17 protein-coding genes and 1 riboswitch are annotated in these 16002 nt (G+C 37.6%); of the genes, 9 read left to right on the forward strand and 8 right to left on the reverse strand.

The window, feature by feature from the left end; all coding sequences use genetic code 11:
• Positions 1-141: 141 nt before the first annotated feature.
• From MHI40_RS02515 to MHI40_RS02530, 4 genes are all read left to right on the forward strand, one after another.
• Complete coding sequence (locus MHI40_RS02515; RefSeq protein ID WP_340761385.1) at positions 142-708, forward strand: NADPH-dependent FMN reductase; 567 nt, start codon at positions 142-144, stop codon at positions 706-708.
• Positions 709-816: 108 nt separating this feature from the next.
• Positions 817-1587 (forward strand): 3-hydroxyacyl-CoA dehydrogenase, encoded by a 771-nt coding sequence (locus tag MHI40_RS02520; RefSeq protein WP_340761386.1) that lies wholly within the window; start codon positions 817-819, stop codon positions 1585-1587.
• Positions 1588-2044: 457 nt separating this feature from the next.
• Positions 2045-3196 (forward strand): thiolase family protein, encoded by a 1152-nt coding sequence (locus MHI40_RS02525; protein WP_340761387.1) that lies wholly within the window; start codon positions 2045-2047, stop codon positions 3194-3196.
• 11 nt (positions 3197-3207) lie between these two features.
• Complete coding sequence (locus MHI40_RS02530) at positions 3208-4356, forward strand: acyl-CoA dehydrogenase family protein (RefSeq protein WP_340761388.1); 1149 nt, start codon at positions 3208-3210, stop codon at positions 4354-4356.
• 87 nt (positions 4357-4443) lie between these two features.
• Here the strand turns inward: MHI40_RS02530 and MHI40_RS02535 are convergent, their stop codons facing one another.
• Positions 4444-4749, reverse strand: a complete 306-nt coding sequence (locus tag MHI40_RS02535) for a hypothetical protein (protein WP_340761389.1) — start codon at positions 4747-4749, stop codon at positions 4444-4446.
• A gap of 157 nt (positions 4750-4906) precedes the next feature.
• On the opposite strand from MHI40_RS02535, the gene MHI40_RS02540 reads away from it, so the two are divergent.
• From MHI40_RS02540 to MHI40_RS02550, 3 genes are read left to right on the forward strand one after another with little or no spacing between them, the layout of a single operon-like run.
• Positions 4907-6082, forward strand: a complete 1176-nt coding sequence (locus MHI40_RS02540; protein ID WP_340761390.1) for a hypothetical protein — start codon at positions 4907-4909, stop codon at positions 6080-6082.
• 25 nt (positions 6083-6107) lie between these two features.
• Complete coding sequence (locus MHI40_RS02545) at positions 6108-7973, forward strand: hypothetical protein (RefSeq protein WP_340761391.1); 1866 nt, start codon at positions 6108-6110, stop codon at positions 7971-7973.
• A 13-nt stretch (positions 7974-7986) separates the two neighbouring features.
• A complete protein-coding gene (locus MHI40_RS02550; RefSeq protein WP_340761392.1) occupies positions 7987-8574 on the forward strand; it encodes a sortase in 588 nt (195 codons plus the stop codon).
• Positions 8575-8642: 68 nt separating this feature from the next.
• Here MHI40_RS02550 and MHI40_RS02555 read toward each other — a convergent pair whose 3' ends face one another.
• From MHI40_RS02555 to MHI40_RS02570, 4 genes are all read right to left on the reverse strand, one after another.
• Positions 8643-9749 carry a 5-methyltetrahydropteroyltriglutamate--homocysteine S-methyltransferase gene (locus MHI40_RS02555; protein WP_340761393.1) on the reverse strand — a complete coding sequence of 369 codons (1107 nt, stop codon included), beginning with the start codon at positions 9747-9749 and terminating at the stop codon, positions 8643-8645.
• 1 nt (position 9750) lies between these two features.
• Positions 9751-10938 carry a cystathionine beta-lyase gene (gene metC, locus MHI40_RS02560; protein ID WP_340761394.1) on the reverse strand — a complete coding sequence of 396 codons (1188 nt, stop codon included), beginning with the start codon at positions 10936-10938 and terminating at the stop codon, positions 9751-9753.
• On the reverse strand, positions 10935-12053 hold the full coding sequence (locus tag MHI40_RS02565; RefSeq protein ID WP_340761395.1) for a methionine biosynthesis PLP-dependent protein: 1119 nt from the start codon (positions 12051-12053) through the stop codon (positions 10935-10937). The genes metC and MHI40_RS02565 overlap by 4 nt, the downstream gene beginning before the upstream one ends.
• Positions 12054-12136: 83 nt before the next feature.
• Positions 12137-12244, reverse strand: a riboswitch (SAM riboswitch).
• An 83-nt stretch (positions 12245-12327) separates the two neighbouring features.
• On the reverse strand, positions 12328-12528 hold the full coding sequence (locus MHI40_RS02570; RefSeq protein ID WP_093535957.1) for a hypothetical protein: 201 nt from the start codon (positions 12526-12528) through the stop codon (positions 12328-12330).
• Positions 12529-12734: 206 nt separating this feature from the next.
• Between MHI40_RS02570 and MHI40_RS02575 the strand changes: the two genes are divergently transcribed.
• Together MHI40_RS02575 and MHI40_RS02580 are read left to right on the forward strand one after the other, a co-directional pair.
• The gene (locus MHI40_RS02575) at positions 12735-13295 is read left to right on the forward strand and encodes a TetR/AcrR family transcriptional regulator (RefSeq protein WP_093535955.1); all 561 of its coding nucleotides are present in this window, start codon (positions 12735-12737) and stop codon (positions 13293-13295) included.
• A 294-nt stretch (positions 13296-13589) separates the two neighbouring features.
• Positions 13590-14105, forward strand: a complete 516-nt coding sequence (locus MHI40_RS02580; protein WP_093535953.1) for a DUF2798 domain-containing protein — start codon at positions 13590-13592, stop codon at positions 14103-14105.
• Between the two features lie 203 nt (positions 14106-14308).
• On the opposite strand, the gene MHI40_RS02585 is transcribed toward MHI40_RS02580, so the two are convergent.
• The 3 genes from MHI40_RS02585 to MHI40_RS02595 form a co-directional block, all read right to left on the reverse strand.
• Complete coding sequence (locus MHI40_RS02585) at positions 14309-14755, reverse strand: universal stress protein (RefSeq protein ID WP_340761396.1); 447 nt, start codon at positions 14753-14755, stop codon at positions 14309-14311.
• A gap of 18 nt (positions 14756-14773) precedes the next feature.
• Complete coding sequence (locus MHI40_RS02590) at positions 14774-14965, reverse strand: hypothetical protein (RefSeq protein WP_340761397.1); 192 nt, start codon at positions 14963-14965, stop codon at positions 14774-14776.
• 195 nt (positions 14966-15160) lie between these two features.
• Positions 15161-15967, reverse strand: a complete 807-nt coding sequence (locus MHI40_RS02595) for a TIGR00266 family protein (protein ID WP_093535949.1) — start codon at positions 15965-15967, stop codon at positions 15161-15163.
• Between the last annotated feature and the right edge of the window lie 35 nt (positions 15968-16002).

Genomic DNA, 16002 nt, shown 5'->3' on the forward strand with positions numbered 1-16002 from the left:
TAATTATTAAAACCACTATAGCATATTTTTAAAATATAGAATGATAGGTGTAGAAATCACTCAAATGGAAATGATATATATTATGTCAGTAGTGCAGAAGACTATCAATAATTGATAAAAAGTCTGAAGGAGGAAAAAATTATGGCAATAGAAAAACTTAAAATTGGCATTGTAGTAGGAAGCGTTAGAAAAGGGAGAAACGCGGAGGCTGTATCGAAATGGATGTATAACTTTGCTCGCAAACGACAGGATGCTGACTATGAATTAGTAGATTTGATAAATTATAGATTACCACTACTTGGCCAAGAGATACATGCAGAACAGCAGGAAGAAGCAAACTCTGCCATAAGAAATTGGTCTCAGAAAATGGCTACATATGATGGCTATATTTTTATAACTCCGGAGTATAACCATTCAGTAGGCGGGGCTTTAAAAAATGCATTAGATTACTTAAAACCTGAATTAAACAATAAGGCGGCTAGTTTTGTAGGATACGGAAGTTTAGGAGGGGCACGTGCACATGAAAACATGCGTCTAATCTTAGGAGAACTACAGGTGGCAGATGTTCAAACCGCAGTGAACTTCTCGTTAATGACTGACTTTCAAAATATGACCTTATTCAAGCCTGCTGATTATCATGAAGGTAACGCAAATAAAATGCTAGATCAATTACTAGCGTGGAGTGGTGCTTTAAAAACACTACGGTAAACAAAAGGTAATGGAGTCCAAGGGAATAATACTTTTCCCTTGGACTTTTTACGTTATAATTAAAATGTATTATTGAAAATATTCGGATAATATAAAAGGGGTGTGGCAATGGATATTCAGAACAGAGTAGCAATTGTAACAGGTGGAGCATCCGGATTGGGGCTTGCTACTGTTACACGTTTACTCGAAAAAGGGGCTAGGGTAGTAATTTTTGATTTAAATGAAGAATTAGCAAAAAAGGCCACTCAAGAATTCGGAGATAACGTCACATACCAAATAGTTAATGTGACCAACGAAGAATCTGTCATTAAGGCAATACAGCATACGGTAGAAAAGTTAGGATCCATACATATTTGTGTGAATTGTGCAGGTATAGCTCCTCCACAAAAAGTAGTTGGAAAATCTGGAGTAATGCCTTTAGAAAATTTCAAAAAAGTTATAGATATTAATTTAATTGGAACGTTTAATACCTTAAGGTTAGCGGCTGCGGAAATGACGAAAAATGATATAAACGAGGAATCCACTGAACGAGGCGTTATTATCAATACAGCATCAGTTGCGGCATTTGAGGGTCAAATGGGGCAAGCAGCTTATAGTGCTAGCAAAGCCGGAATAGTAGGGATGACACTTCCAATTGCAAGAGATTTATCTTCATTTGGCATACGTATAAATGCAATTGCCCCAGGATTATTCCGTACACCGATGGCAGAAGGTTTAGGAGAAAAGGTAATAGAAAAATTAGAGTCTCTAGTAGAATTTCCAAAAAGATTAGGGAGACCAGAGGAGTTTGCTAATTTAGTAGTATTTATGATTGAAAACGAATATATCAATGGAGAAGTAATTCGATTAGACGGAGCAATCCGAATGCAACCGAGGTAAAAAGAAAAGCGAAAGCGCCTATGGGGAAGGCAGTCTAAGTTCGCGACATCGTGTCGCAACGACTGCATGACCCGCATCGTGCGGGCCTACAAGCACTGGAAGGATTTCGGAAAAGGCGTCCTTTGCCTTTATCGAAATCCTGAAGTGACTCGAAGGGCTAGGCGCTGTAGCTAGACAGTAAGAAAAGCGGAGGGCACCATCTAGCCTCGATAAGCGCTGGAAGGATTTCGAGTAAAGGCGTCCTTTGCCTTTATCGAAATACTGAAGCGACTCGAGAGGCTGGTGCCCAGAGCTGGACAGGAAGAAAAGCGAAAGCGCCTATGGGGAAGGCAGTCTAAGTTCGCGACATCGTGTCACAACGACTGCATGACCCGCATCGTGCGGGCCTATAAGCGCTGGAAGGATTTCGACTAAAGGTGCTGTAGCTGGAAGTAGAAAAACGAAGGGTGGAAATGAGATGACAGAGGTTGTAATAGTAGATGGGGTAAGAACAGCAATAGGTAGAAGAAAAGGGGCATTTTCAGAATATCGTCCTGATGAACTTGCAGCTGTTGTTTTAGATGAGTTAGTAAAGCGTGTAGGTGTGGATAAAGCAGATGTAGATGATGTCATTTTAGGGTGTGTGACACAAATAGGGGAACAAAGTGGGAATATCGCTCGAACATCAGCGTTAATTGCAGGTTTCCCAATACATGTACCAGGCGTTACTATTGATCGTCAATGTGGTTCGAGTCAGCAAGCAGTCCATTTTGGGGCGCAAGCAATTGCCTCGGGAGATATGGACATAGTCATAGCTGGAGGCGTAGAAAGCATGACACGGGAGCCTATGTTTTCAAATGTAGGAAATACAAAAGTAAGTCCTAAGCTTAGCGAGAAATATGAAATTATCAATCAAGGGTTATCTTCAGAGCGAATGGTAGAGAAATGGAATTTAACGCGTGAAGAGTTGGATAAGTATTCATCAGAAAGTCATATTAAGGCCTTCGAAGCAATTGATAAAGGTCATTTTGAAAAAGAAATTATTCCAGTAGACGTTTTACAAGCAGATGGAACAATAACAAGCTTCAAAATTGACGAGGGTCCCCGTGCAGGCTCAACTGTTGAGGTATTAAGTGGATTGAAACCAGTATTTGATGAAAATGGTGTAATTACAGCGGGGAATGCCAGTCAAATGAGTGATGGAGCTTCTGCAGTTCTTCTGATGTCTCGTAAAAAGGCAGATGAGCTTGGCCTAAAACCTAAAGCTCGTATTATTGCTCGCAGTGTAACGGGGTCTGACCCGACGCTTATGTTAACTGGTCCTATTGAAGCGACCAAAAAAGTCCTTTTAAAAGCTGGTCTTTCAATTGAAGACATGGACACCTATGAAGTGAACGAAGCTTTTGCGCAAGTTCCACTAGTTTGGCTTAATGAAACGGGTGCCAACCCTGAAAAGTTAAATCCAGATGGAGGAGCTATAGCACTCGGTCATCCGTTAGGAGCTACAGGGACAAAGCTATTAGTTACGATGCTGCATAGGCTAGAACGCACTGGTGGACGCTATGGTCTACTAGCTATTTGCGAAGGTATGGGTATGGCGAATGCAACGATTATTGAAAGAATTGAATAGGGGGTCTAATAATGGGCAGATATAGATTTGAGACGGAAGAGCATGTGATATTCCGTAAATCTTTACAAAATTTCCTACAGAAAGAAGCTGTCCCCCATTATGATTCATGGGAAAAGGACAGATTAATTCCAAAGCAATTTTGGAGAAAATTAGGCGAGATGGGATATTTATGCCCACAAGTAGAGGAAGAGTATGGTGGGCTAGGTTTAGACTTTAGTTTTGGAGTAATTATTTCGGAGGAATTAGAAAGGGTTGGTTCAAGTCTAGTGGGGGTCGGATTGCATAATGATATTGTTGTGCCTTATATAGAGTCCTTTGGTTCACAGGAGCAAAAAGAACGCTGGCTTCCAGGCTGTATAAATGCAGACTTTATCACTGCAATTGCGATGACCGAGCCAGGAGCTGGTTCAGACTTGGCTAATATTCAAACTACAGCAATCCGCGATGGAGACCATTATGTTTTAAATGGACAAAAGACATTCATCACTAATGGTATTAATGGCAATCTATTTTTAGTAGTAGTGAAGACGAATCCAAAAGCAGAACCGAAGCATCAGGGTATAAGTTTAGTGGTTGTAGAAGAGGGGGCTCCTGGGTTTTCCAAAGGGCGCAAGTTAGACAAGGTTGGTTTACATGCACAGGATACATCCGAATTGTACTTTGAGGACTGTCGTATTCCAGTTTCTAATTTAATCGGAGTAGAAGGAAAAGGCTTTGGTTACTTGATGGAGAAACTACAGCAGGAAAGATTAGTAGTAGCTATCTCTGCTCAAATTGCATCAGAGGACATGTTAGAAATGACAATGGACTATGTGAAGTCTCGTAAAGCTTTTGGAAAACCAATTGCGTCCTTCCAAAACACACAGTTCAAAATAGTAGAAATGGCTACCAAAATAGAACTTGGCAAATCGTTTTTGGAATCACTAATTGAGGATCATATTGCAGGGAAAGAAATAGTTACTAAAGTATCGATGGCGAAGTATTGGCTAACCGAAACTGCCAGAGAAATTTCAATTGAATGTATGCAACTACATGGTGGGTACGGCTATATGGAAGAATACAAAATTGCACGAAGATACCGAGACATTCCAGTTGCATCTATTTACGCTGGAACAAATGAAATAATGAAGGTAATTATCTCAAAAAACTTAGGTTTATAGTTTTAAACAGTTAAAGCTCAGCACATGAATTAAAGTTTCATTGTGCCGAGCTTTATTAAGTTTTTTCTTCAATTAATTAGTTATTAATTAGTTCCCAGCATGTCTCCATTGTGTAGGAGTATCTCCCTTAGGGCAATTTGGAAAAGTAGAACCCTCTGCTAGGTCTAACTCATCACCATCTTCATCTATATATCGGCCTGCTTCTGATACTGGTTCACCTGAATTATGGTGATGACCTTCAGCATGCTTCCAATAAGTAACTACTTCTGATTCTGGACAAGAAGGGAATTTATCACCCTTATTTAATCTTATAGTAGTTCCGGCTTCGCATGTATAGGCACCGGTTTCTTCTACTACTTCATCTGTTGCATGCTCGTACTGTTGACTACCCATGTTAAATTCCTCCTTCATGTTTATAACCTCTGCTCTATATTTACCCATTGCAACCTACCTAAAACATTGCAGGTAAAACTAAATAAGTTTAATATTCTGATATTACGGGGAAGTAATCTATAGATGAAGCTATTTCTGAAGGCTGGGAGGTGACAATATGGTGAAAAAGATAATAGCTATGATTATATTAGGAATGTTTTTTATAGCTCCATATCAGGTTCAAGCAGAAGAATCTAAGGAAAAAACTGGCGGTATATTAAGCGAAACGACGGACCAATTATTAGGAACAACAGAGGACCTAGTAAAAACGGTGCAAACAACAATTCAGGATGTAGAGAATGCTATTCCTGACTTAAAACCGGTTACTAAGGTTGTTTCAGAAGTTGAAAAAATTACTTTGCCAATAATAGAGGATGTAGTAATAGGTGTTACAGATACGACTGAAACTACACTCACTAAAGTAGTAGAAGGTGTAGATAAAACTGTAAACACATTACCAACAGTACCGGTTGTCACACCAATTTTTACAACAACCACCCATACGTTAAATGGAGTAGTATCAGAAGTTAAAACAGTAGTGAATTCGAGCGGAGAAACAGTTAAAAATGTAGTAGATATAGTGGTAGAAGAAAAGGAAAGAAATCCTATTGTGGAGATTCCAAAAGATCAAGCTATAGTGGGAAGTCCCAAGGATCAAACTATTGTTGACTCTTCAAAAGATCCGATAATTGAGGATACACCTCCAAAAACATCTATTGAGACAATTCCAATCAATCAGCCCATAGAAAATTTAAACCAAGACAGTACTAATCTTTCTTTTGAAAAAGAGAGTGTTTACCCAATTATAGAAAAAAAGACTCCTATTGACGATACTGTTGCAATTGAAACAGTGAAAGAGGAAACTTCTCTTACAGAAGTAGCTGTTGAGGATGATTTGAGACTAGCTGAAAAAGATTTTGAAATTTACTCAAATAATATGGAAGTGCTTGACGCAAAAATGGCTCTGGATAATCGAATAAAGATCCAAGCCGAAGTAATCCAGAATAAGGATGTACAACTTCCAGTTAATCCCGCTATTCCGTTAGGACCAGATTCACAAATGGTATTAACCTCCGGAATTACATGGAATGGACAGGGAAATTCATTTTCATCAAGTGGATCATTCTTATCGAGTGGAAATGACATTTTACTAGGGTTCTTGCCTGCTGAAGAGATGTTAAAGGAAATGACCAAGAAAAAATGGTATCACAAAAATAGCTATGCAATCATTCAATGGATTCATACGCCTTTAAGGAAACCGCCAGAACTAACTCCTTTTTTATACGTGATTTAATTCATAATAAAAAAGGAGAGAAAAAATGATGAAAAACAATAGCTTAAAAGTAATTGGATCCGTACTTGGTCTAGGGACGTTTCTAATGATAGCACCATCATTAGTAGCAGCGGAGGAAAGTGAATCCACGATACCATCAATTAACATAAATTTATTGAGTCAAGATAATGAACATGCTGGAATTCTAGATGTGAAAGTCAGTGACTTGATTATAATTGATAATATCGATGTGAAGATTCCAAACGTTGAAGAAAATGCTGAGGAATTAGCGCACGTTTCAATTACGAATGAGGAGATAGGTACGATTGAAGCAAATGTGTTAACGAAAACCGAAACAGTTGCACCAAACGAACAAGCGGTTGTAGATATAGGAATTCAAGATATACCTATTGTGAATAAAGTAGATATGGAAATACTAAAACAAGTAGAAAACACATCTACTGATTCGAGCTCTAATGAATCAGCTTTAGTAGATGTTGCGATAGAAGATTTAATCGTGACTGAAAACGTAGATGTGGAAGTAATAAAACAAGTAGAGAACACATCAACTGATTCTACTTCAAGTGAGTCAGCTTTAGTAGACGTTGCGGTAGAAGATTTAATCGTGACGGAAAACGTAGATGTGGAAGTACTAAAGCAAGTAGAGAACACATCAACTAATTCGTTCTCCAATGAATCAACTTTAGTAGATGTTGCGATAGAAGACTTAATCGTGACGGATAGAGTAGAAATAAGTGTGTTAGATAGCGAGAACTTTATGAAGGACGAAAACAAAAAAGAAACTCAAAAGGGTGTTCATTTAAAACTAAGTAACCTTCCGTTACTTGGAACGTTACATGTAGGAGTTTTAGAAAATCAATTCGTTAAAAAGAACCAAAACCAACAGAAAGATTCATCGCTAGTTACTATAGGACTTGGTGAAGAGTCATCGTTATCAAATTCACTTATAGATAAAGTGGAGTTAAATGTGCTAGGAAATAGTCAAATCTCTAGTAAGAATCTTCAAGCAGAAAAGTCAGCTGTCGTAGGACTTGAACTAAATGATACAAGTTTAGGTGATCTTTCCACATATGTTTTATTATCTGAGTCAACAATGGACAAAGGAAATAGGACGAATAATAGTGGTTTGTTAGAAGTTAATACAGACGATTTACTTCTTCTTGAAGATATTCATCTAGGTGTATTAGATAGACATGTAGATGAGGGTGAAGAAGCTTTTTCTTTATCTGAGGGGTTATTACAGTTAGATCTAATATCAGACTTAACGGATGAAATAAGTATTGATGTTCTAACGAATGATGAGTTTACAAATAATAGTGGAACTTACCAAAATGGAAAAACTATTTCTATTGGATTAAAGAATGATTTAGTCGGAGAAATAAATGTAGATATTCTACCGACCAACTCTGTAGCGGCAACTCCGACTAATCCAATACCACCAATGGAAGATGTTGTAGAAGAAGTGGAGGGTAACGAGGGAGAGGACGGTAGTAGCGAAGAGATTATCACGGACCATATTCCAGTTGCAGAGAATGACCTTGTTACTGAAAATAATCCGGTTATAAATGAAGATGAAGATAGTGCAGATGAGCAAAATGCACCGAATGATCAAGGAATTATTGTAGTAGAGGAAGAGGGTTCAGATTCCTCAGCAAATACGTTGATTCCCAATCCCAATTTGATAGCAGATGGTGATGATGAAATTTTAACTGAAGAGAAAATAACAGAAGACGATGAAACTAGCTTGGGTGCCAATTTCTTTAATAATGATGGCAATTTTTTCAACGGTTCATCCTTACCGCAAACTGGTGGTTTTTTTACAGGGATAATGCTTTTAGTTATAGCGCTAAGTTTACTGAGTGGCGGTTGGACTATACGTAAGATTGCATAGAGGAGACCTACAGATGATAAAAAAATATGTAGGAAATATATTAATGACAATTGGAGTCGTTTTACTATTCATAGTTATCTATGGGATGTTTGAAAATAAAACACATCAAAATGAGTTAATTGAATCTTTTCATGCTATAAAAACAGAAGCCGCTTTATCTTTAAATGGAAATGTGGAAGAAAAAATAACCGAAAAGGACTCCCAGGCTGTGAGCATTTTAAGGATACCTTCCATCCAATTAGAATCTCCGATTTTAGAGGGAGCAACTTCTGTTCAGTTAAATCGAGCACTTGGAATGATAGAGAATATGGATGAACCAGGCACTATAAATGGCAGTTCAGCAATTGCAGGGCACCAATCACATCAGTTTGGACAATTTTTCAATCGTCTCAATGAATTGCAAATTGGGGACAGCTTTGAATTAGAAACAAGCAAGGATGTATTTGTCTATGAAGTATTTGATATTCAAATAGTAAGTCCAAACAATGTGGAAGTATTGGAGCGTCAGGAAGGAATATCCCTATTATCACTTGTGACTTGTTATCCAGCAAGATCTAATAAATATCGTTTAGTAGTACAAGCAAAGCAGATAGAAGTATGAGAAAGTGAGAAATTTATAAAGGTGTGCATCCATACTATCTGGATGCACACCTTTAGTTTAAAAACTCATTACTTCCATACATCCTGAGAAATTTGAATCACATGATGAATCTTAGACCATTGCTCTTTCTCCGTTAAAAGGTTTCCTTCTTCGGTTGAAGAAAACCCGCATTGAGGACTCAAGCAAAGTTGTTCTAGAGGAACATATTTAGTGGCTTCAGTAATTCTATTTTTGACAAGTTCTGTATCCTCTAAAGCTCCATGTTTGGATGTGATTAATCCTAATACAATTGATAAGTCTGAACGAGTAACGTGACGAAGTGGTTCAAATCCACCTGAGCGTTCATCGTCAAACTCTAGAAATAGACCGTCTACATCTAGTCTTGCAAAAATAGTTTCTGAGACTAACTCATAACTACCGCTTGTAATATATGTGGACTTGAAGTTTCCTCGACAAATATGCATAGTAATTAACAGATCATGGGGACGTTTTGCAATAGATTCATTGATGGCACGTGCCGATAAAGCTAACGCCTCATCTAATTCCATCCCTTTTTCTTTTAAAGAAGCAATGCCTTCCTCAGAAAAAGTAGTTGCCCAAGAAGTATCATCAATTTGAAGGTAACGACAGCCCTCGTCGTAGAACGCTTGAATCACATCTTGATAAGCAACAACTAAATCTGCAAACAATTCTTCTTGGCTCGCATAAACTCCCTCTTCAATAGTAGCACGGTACAATAACATATTAGGGCTAGGTATAGTAAATTTAGCTACAGCTTCACCAACTATTCCTTGAAGAAACTTAAAGTGTTCAATCATATAGTGCGTGCTAAACCGGATCTTTCCGGTTACTTTAATACCATGTGCTCTTGTTTGTACACCTTTAAACGTTAATCCTTTGTCTGTTTCATAAAACTCTACCCCGTCAAATCCACTAAGAAAATCGAAATGCCACCATTTACGTCTAAATTCTCCGTCCGAAATAGACTGGAGTCCTATATCTTTTTGTTTGGTGACTAGTTTTGTAATTTCTTCATCTTCTATTTGTTTTAAGTGATCTGCAGTTATTTCATTATTTTCGAATTGTAGACGAGCTTCTTTTAAGCGAGCTGGTCGTAAAAAACTTCCTACGTGATCTGCTTTGAATGGTGTATTTACAACTAGTGATTTTGACATTTTATATTCCTACTTTCTCCTGTTGTTTGGATGCTATTTCTAACGATTGTTCAAAGTCAGCTATTAAATCATCAACATTCTCTAATCCAACGGAAAAACGTAGAAGGCCATCTGTTATGCCCCGCTTTTCTCTTTCGGCTTTAGGCATTGCTGCATGAGACATTTGAGCAGGGTGGGAGAGGATGGATTCTACTCCGCCAAGACTAACTGCGAATACAGGAATCCTAATATTTTCTACGAATGACTTAGCAATGGATCTATTTGGTAAACGGAAGGAAAGAACTGCACCGGCACTACTCGACTGTCTGTTATGTGTATCAAATCCTGGATGAGTGGACAGTCCAGGAAAATAGACTTTTTCGACTAAATCATGCCCACTTAAATAGTTGGCAATTTTTCTCGCAGTTTCAGCAGATTTTTCAAATCGTACACTTAGTGTTTTTATCCCTTGTATGAGAGAAAATGAATCTTGTGCACCTAAAATAGCACCGAATGAGTTCTGGATAAATGCTAAACGATTACCTAAATCATCATCTTTTGTAACTGCAAGTCCTGCAATAACATCGCTATGTCCGGATAAAAATTTTGTGGCACTATGTAAAACGACATCTACTCCCAAGTCCAGTGGACGTTGGTATAATGGTGTCATAAATGTATTGTCTAAAAAGGTTAAACAGTCATGGGACTTTGCAAGCTCTACTACTGCATGAATATCAGTGATACCCAAGCAAGGGTTCGAGGGTGTCTCAATGTATATTAGTTTTGTATTGGGTTGTATTGCTCTTGTAATTGCATCGATGTCAGTAAAATCTGCAAAGCTGTGCTCAATCCCAAAACGAGGCAATACTTCGGTAACAAAGCGAAAGGTACCGCCGTATACATCTTCTGTAATAACGATATGATCGCCAGAAGACAAAAGCATAAAAGCAGAAGAAATAGCTGCAATTCCCGAAGCAAATGCAAGTCCTCTAGTTCCTCCCTCTAGTTCCGCAATGGTTTTTTCAAGTGCTTCTCTTGTAGGGTTTCCCGATCGACTATAGTCATAAGGGCCGAAATTATCAAAGCTTTCTTGATGAAAGGTGGAGGATAAATAAATAGGAACATTGACAGCTCCCGTTATTATTTCTGAATTTCCACGAGTAGAGGCGACGACTAGACTAGTTTCCAATGACTCTTTGAAATCACTCATTTTAAACCCTCACTTTCTAAAGTATTAAATACTTGTTGTAAATCTGTTATTAAATCTTCGACCTCTTCAATTCCCACCGAAAAACGAAGGAGACTATTATCAACCCCTCGTGCAATTCGTTCCATCTCCGGTATATCCGCATGTGTTTGTGTAGCAGGATAAGTGATAAAGCTTTCCACACCGCCAAGACTCTCTGCAAATACAATTAATTTCAAATTCTCTAGGAAAGGGGCAACCCCCTCGCTTTTATGTAAACGGAAGGATAACATCCCACCAACCCCAGGATATAATACATCTTTAACTGCAGGCTCTTGCTTTAAAAACTCTGCAATTCTTTTAGCGTTTAAATCATGTTGCTTCATACGTAGATGAAGCGTCTTTAATCCTCTTATGAGTAACCAAGAATCGAAAGGAGAAAGGACGGCTCCTGCTGCATTATGATTAGTTTGCAGCTGTTCACTAAGTTCCGCACCCTTCGAGACGACAAGTCCCGCAAGAACGTCATTATGTCCACCAATATATTTGGTACCACTATGAATGACAATATCAGCACCCATTTCAATAGGTCGCTGTAAGTAAGGAGTAAGGAATGTATTGTCTACGATTAAAAGTAGATTATGCTCTTTTGCAACCTCAGCAAATAGTTGGATATCAATTTCCAACATCAAGGGGTTTGTTGGGGTTTCAATAAATAAAGCTTTTGTATTTTTGGTTATCAATGCTGTTACTTCTTCAGCTGATTCAAACTTTGCATAAGTGGTACGAATATTATAAGAATCTGCATACTGGTTAAATAACCGGTAGGTTCCACCATATAAATCATCAGGCGCAATTAATTCATCCCCTGAGCGAAAAAGGGACAAAACCAATTGTATAGCGGCCATGCCAGAACTACAGGCAAAGCCAGCATCTCCATCTTCTAACTTTGCAATTCCATCTTCTAAAATAGCGCGAGTTGGGTTTTTAGTTCGTGTGTAGTCATATCCTGTTGACTGCCCGATCCCATTATGTTTGTAAGCTGTTGAAAGATAAATAGGGGGATTTACCGCACCAGTTTTCTCATCACTATGGTTGCCCAATTGAACTAACTGTGTATCGATACTGTTCTTTGACATTAGATGCTCATCCTTTACAATTAAAATAAAAAAAGAGGATTCTCTAATAAGAAGAGAATCCTCAAGTAATATTGAAGTTTGTCTTCTTATCTTCAAGACGTCAAACGTCTATTTGGAATTAGCACCATACCTAAACGTGGCTGGTTGCTGAGACATCTACGGGCCAATCCCTCCGTCTCTCTGGATAAGAAAAATATATTAAATTATCACAATTTTGAATTTAAATAAGCTTAACACGTAGATGTGTTTTTAACAAGATGCATTTTGTTCAACATCATAACAAAAATGTCCATATTAAAACAATTACACCGAGTATTAATGATATCCAACCTACTATTAACTTGTGAGAATAAGCTAAAGCTACTAGCCCCAAAAGAACTGCTCCAGCACCTAGCCAAAGCGGAGCATAAAAGAAACCTAGCACCCCTAAAACGATGCCTAACAAACCAACCCATAATCCTGTAGAAGACTCCATCGTATCCACCTCCCATCTTGTATTGTAGGAACATAAGGCATAATGCTCCTCGTAATATTATATGAAGGTTTAGGAAAGGGAGATAAACAATCGAGGGTGTATTGGGTGCTTTGCTATTTATTTAAATAAACAAAATACTAGAATGTTGTTAAAAATTTGTTATACTAACAAACAGACCCGTCGGTATGTTAGGAGGAAATTCAGATATGGATACTAAATCACTCATAATTGAAACTGCTACAACACTGTTTCAACAAAAAGGCTACAAAACTGTAGGACTAACAGAAATTTTAAAAGCATGTAACGTTACAAAAGGGGCCCTTTACCACCACTTTCCAAATGGCAAAGACGAACTCTTAATAACTTGTTTACATGCTTTAAAAGAAGATATTACAACAGATATTAAAGTGATTTTCAGTAAGCATCCTTCGACTGAAGATGCCATAGTTTCCATGATTGATAAATTAATTCGTAGTTTTGAAAAGGATGGGACCATCACTGGCTATACATTTAGCAGTATCGTTAGTGAGATGGCGACAATGAGTGAGCCTGTCCGAACCGCTTGTAGTGATTTGTATGAAAATATAGAGCAAATTTATTATATTAAACTATTAGCGGATGGTTTTTCGGTTGAAAAGGCTACTGCCATTTCATTATTATTGACTGCTTCAATTGAAGGAGCAATGATGCTGTGTTTAACTCAGCAATCAACTAATCCCTTAATAAAAATTTCAAAACTATTACCAACTTTATTAAAGAATTTCTGAAAAGGAAATCCAATATATAAAAAGAGTACAGTAACTCTGTAATATTGTAGGAATTGTCGGCTGTTTAATGAAACAGCTTTTAATAATGCACTCAGGAATCTGTGGACTAGCTTTAATCCAAGCGAAAACCCATATTAACATGGTTTGCATATAGGATTTAAATGAAAAAATTATGGACACTTCAAAGAGTTTTTTCTCTCTATAACGTTATCCTCTATTATAAAAATCGACTGTTTTGCTTCATATTAATTGCCAAGGTCTAAATAAGCTTTTTGAAAGGAAGATAAGTAAGATATGCATCAAGATAAAAGACTACCAAAGAATGGTAAAGAAGGCGCAATATTTGGCGCAATCATTTGTACATTATCAGTACTATTTATAGGATCAATCAACATAATTCTTGCAGCTGGAGGATTTAACAGTGAGGTTGCAATGGATATGTTAATCCTGTTGCCTATTATTTGGGTTATTGTGATGATTATAGAACCGTTAGCTATCGGTCGTTTTGCTGAATTTTTAGCATCTAAATTTATTTCACCAACAGACGGTTTTGCTGCTCGTATTATGTTCCGTACACTGTTCACAGTTTTAGGTATGTCATTTACAATGACTATTGTTGGCGATATCATGGGGAATGGATTTACAACTGATATCTTTACTAACTTTATCCAAATTTGGCCACGTAACTTTTTAATAGCTCTATTCTTAGAAAGTTTGGTTATTCAACCGATTGCACGTTTTGTAATGGTTAAAATGCATGAAGCTCAAGATAGAAAAGCATTAGTTCAAACAAATACACAAAGTATCTAGGTAAAGTAAGGTACATGGACATTGCACTTACACATCGGATGAAGCTTTCTGTAATAGGGTAAATGAATCAGGAGAAGCTACGAGATACAGTCACGTAGCTTCTCTACTTTTTTAAGTAATCCTCCAATGTCGGTTCCCTAAAAGGTGAATAAGTTAATCCTATAAAAAAAGCGTCCAGACTTTTGAAAGTCTGGACGCTTTTTTTATATTGTTGAACCAGGTGTACGAATGACTAATACATCACATTTAGCTGAACGCACGATTGCTTCAGATACCGAACCAATTAAATAGCGTTCTACTGGCGTATGACCAGTAGCACCGCAAATAATTAAATCTGCCTCCACTGATTTAGCAATCTCTTTTGTTATTACTGTTTTAGGTGAACCATATTCAATAATGACATTTACATTTTCAACACGAGCCGCTATAGAGCGAGCCTTATAGCGATCTAAGATTTCCCGAGATTGTTCTTTAACTTCCTCCGCAACTTCTTGATCAAAAGCTCCAAAATAACGCGTATCAATAATGTTTACGATATGTAATTGCGCTCCTTCATTTCGATATGCAATATCAATCGATTTGCGGAATGCATATTCAGCCTCTTTTGAACCATCTACCGCTACTATAATACTATTATATTGATTTTCCATTGTTTACATCTCCTCCTTTTATATATTGGTTGAAGCTAGAACCATACCTACACCTAGCTTCCAAATTATATGTGTTAAGTTAAACATCCAAGTTGCTGTATCTGTCATTATTGTAACATAGAGCATGTAACGGATAACTGCTGTAATATGGACTTTTGGTCCGTATTTAAGGAATTCTCTCCCGATAATTGGAGTAAAAGTACAGTTCAATAAATTACATTACAAAATCCTCTTGTTGAGAAATACATTTTTTAATGATTAATGTGGAAAGCGTCACTTGAAACAGAAATCAGGGTTATTATATTGTTCAAAATACTTGGGGCACTTAGTTCAAGGTATAAAATATTATAATTTCATAAAAAAAAAGAATGGCTTAAAAAGCAAGCCATTCTCAAGGATTCCGATTTATTTCCCACCTAGCAGGTCAAATAATCCACCAGTTATACTACCTTCACCTTTTGAACCACCACCAGGTGTTTGGGGAGCTGCTGCAAATACTTTACTAGCCAATCTACTAAATGGAAGTGACTGGATCCATACGGTACCTGGACCACGAAGAGTAGCGAAGAATAATCCCTCTCCACCAAATAAGGCTGTTTTAACTCCTTTTACCATTTCAATATTGTAGTCAACGTCCGCAGTCATTGCTACGAGACACCCAGTATCTACGCGTAAAACTTCTCCTTGCTGAAGAGACTTTCTATGAATTGCCCCACCAGCATGAACGAAAGCGAGGCCATCACCTTCTAGTTTTTGCATGATGAAACCTTCACCACCAAAAAAGCCTGCTCCTAACTTACGCTGAAATTCGATGCCAATCGTAACCCCTTTTGCTGCTGCTAAGAAAGCATCCTTTTGACAAATAATTTTGCCACGGTATTGGCTTAAATCCAATGGAATAATTTTACCTGGGTAAGGTGATGCAAAGTAGACGTGTCTTTTTCCGCTACCTGTATTAGTGAAAGTTGTCATGAATAAACTCTCTCCTGTAAGCATACGCTTACCTGCACCCATTAATTTGCCCATAAGACCACCGCCGCTACCAGCAGAACCCGATGAGCCATCGCCGAAAATAGTTTCCATTGAAATACCGTCTTCCATCATCATTAAACTTCCTGCTTCGGCAACAACAGTTTCCTTGGGATCTAATTCGATTTCAACAAATTGCATATCATCACCGTATAATTTGTAGTCAATTTCATGATTATTCATGAACAAATTCCTCCTTAAATTTTTCTCTACCATTT

Source organism: Psychrobacillus sp. FSL H8-0510 (genome assembly GCF_038008345.1).
GTDB lineage: Bacteria > Bacillota > Bacilli > Bacillales_A > Planococcaceae > Psychrobacillus > Psychrobacillus psychrotolerans.

Coding starts and splice junctions, on each gene's coding strand:
- MHI40_RS02515 (WP_340761385.1), top strand. CDS start 142: ATGGCAATAGAAAAACTTAAAATTGGCATTGTAGTAGGAAGCGTTAGA.
- MHI40_RS02520 (WP_340761386.1), top strand. CDS start 817: ATGGATATTCAGAACAGAGTAGCAATTGTAACAGGTGGAGCATCCGGA.
- MHI40_RS02525 (WP_340761387.1), top strand. CDS start 2,045: ATGACAGAGGTTGTAATAGTAGATGGGGTAAGAACAGCAATAGGTAGA.
- MHI40_RS02530 (WP_340761388.1), top strand. CDS start 3,208: ATGGGCAGATATAGATTTGAGACGGAAGAGCATGTGATATTCCGTAAA.
- MHI40_RS02535 (WP_340761389.1), bottom strand. CDS start 4,749: ATGGGTAGTCAACAGTACGAGCATGCAACAGATGAAGTAGTAGAAGAA.
- MHI40_RS02540 (WP_340761390.1), top strand. CDS start 4,907: ATGGTGAAAAAGATAATAGCTATGATTATATTAGGAATGTTTTTTATA.
- MHI40_RS02545 (WP_340761391.1), top strand. CDS start 6,108: ATGATGAAAAACAATAGCTTAAAAGTAATTGGATCCGTACTTGGTCTA.
- MHI40_RS02550 (WP_340761392.1), top strand. CDS start 7,987: ATGATAAAAAAATATGTAGGAAATATATTAATGACAATTGGAGTCGTT.
- MHI40_RS02555 (WP_340761393.1), bottom strand. CDS start 9,749: ATGTCAAAATCACTAGTTGTAAATACACCATTCAAAGCAGATCACGTA.
- metC (WP_340761394.1), bottom strand. CDS start 10,938: ATGAGTGATTTCAAAGAGTCATTGGAAACTAGTCTAGTCGTCGCCTCT.
- MHI40_RS02565 (WP_340761395.1), bottom strand. CDS start 12,053: ATGTCAAAGAACAGTATCGATACACAGTTAGTTCAATTGGGCAACCAT.
- MHI40_RS02570 (WP_093535957.1), bottom strand. CDS start 12,528: ATGGAGTCTTCTACAGGATTATGGGTTGGTTTGTTAGGCATCGTTTTA.
- MHI40_RS02575 (WP_093535955.1), top strand. CDS start 12,735: ATGGATACTAAATCACTCATAATTGAAACTGCTACAACACTGTTTCAA.
- MHI40_RS02580 (WP_093535953.1), top strand. CDS start 13,590: ATGCATCAAGATAAAAGACTACCAAAGAATGGTAAAGAAGGCGCAATA.
- MHI40_RS02585 (WP_340761396.1), bottom strand. CDS start 14,755: ATGGAAAATCAATATAATAGTATTATAGTAGCGGTAGATGGTTCAAAA.
- MHI40_RS02595 (WP_093535949.1), bottom strand. CDS start 15,967: ATGAATAATCATGAAATTGACTACAAATTATACGGTGATGATATGCAA.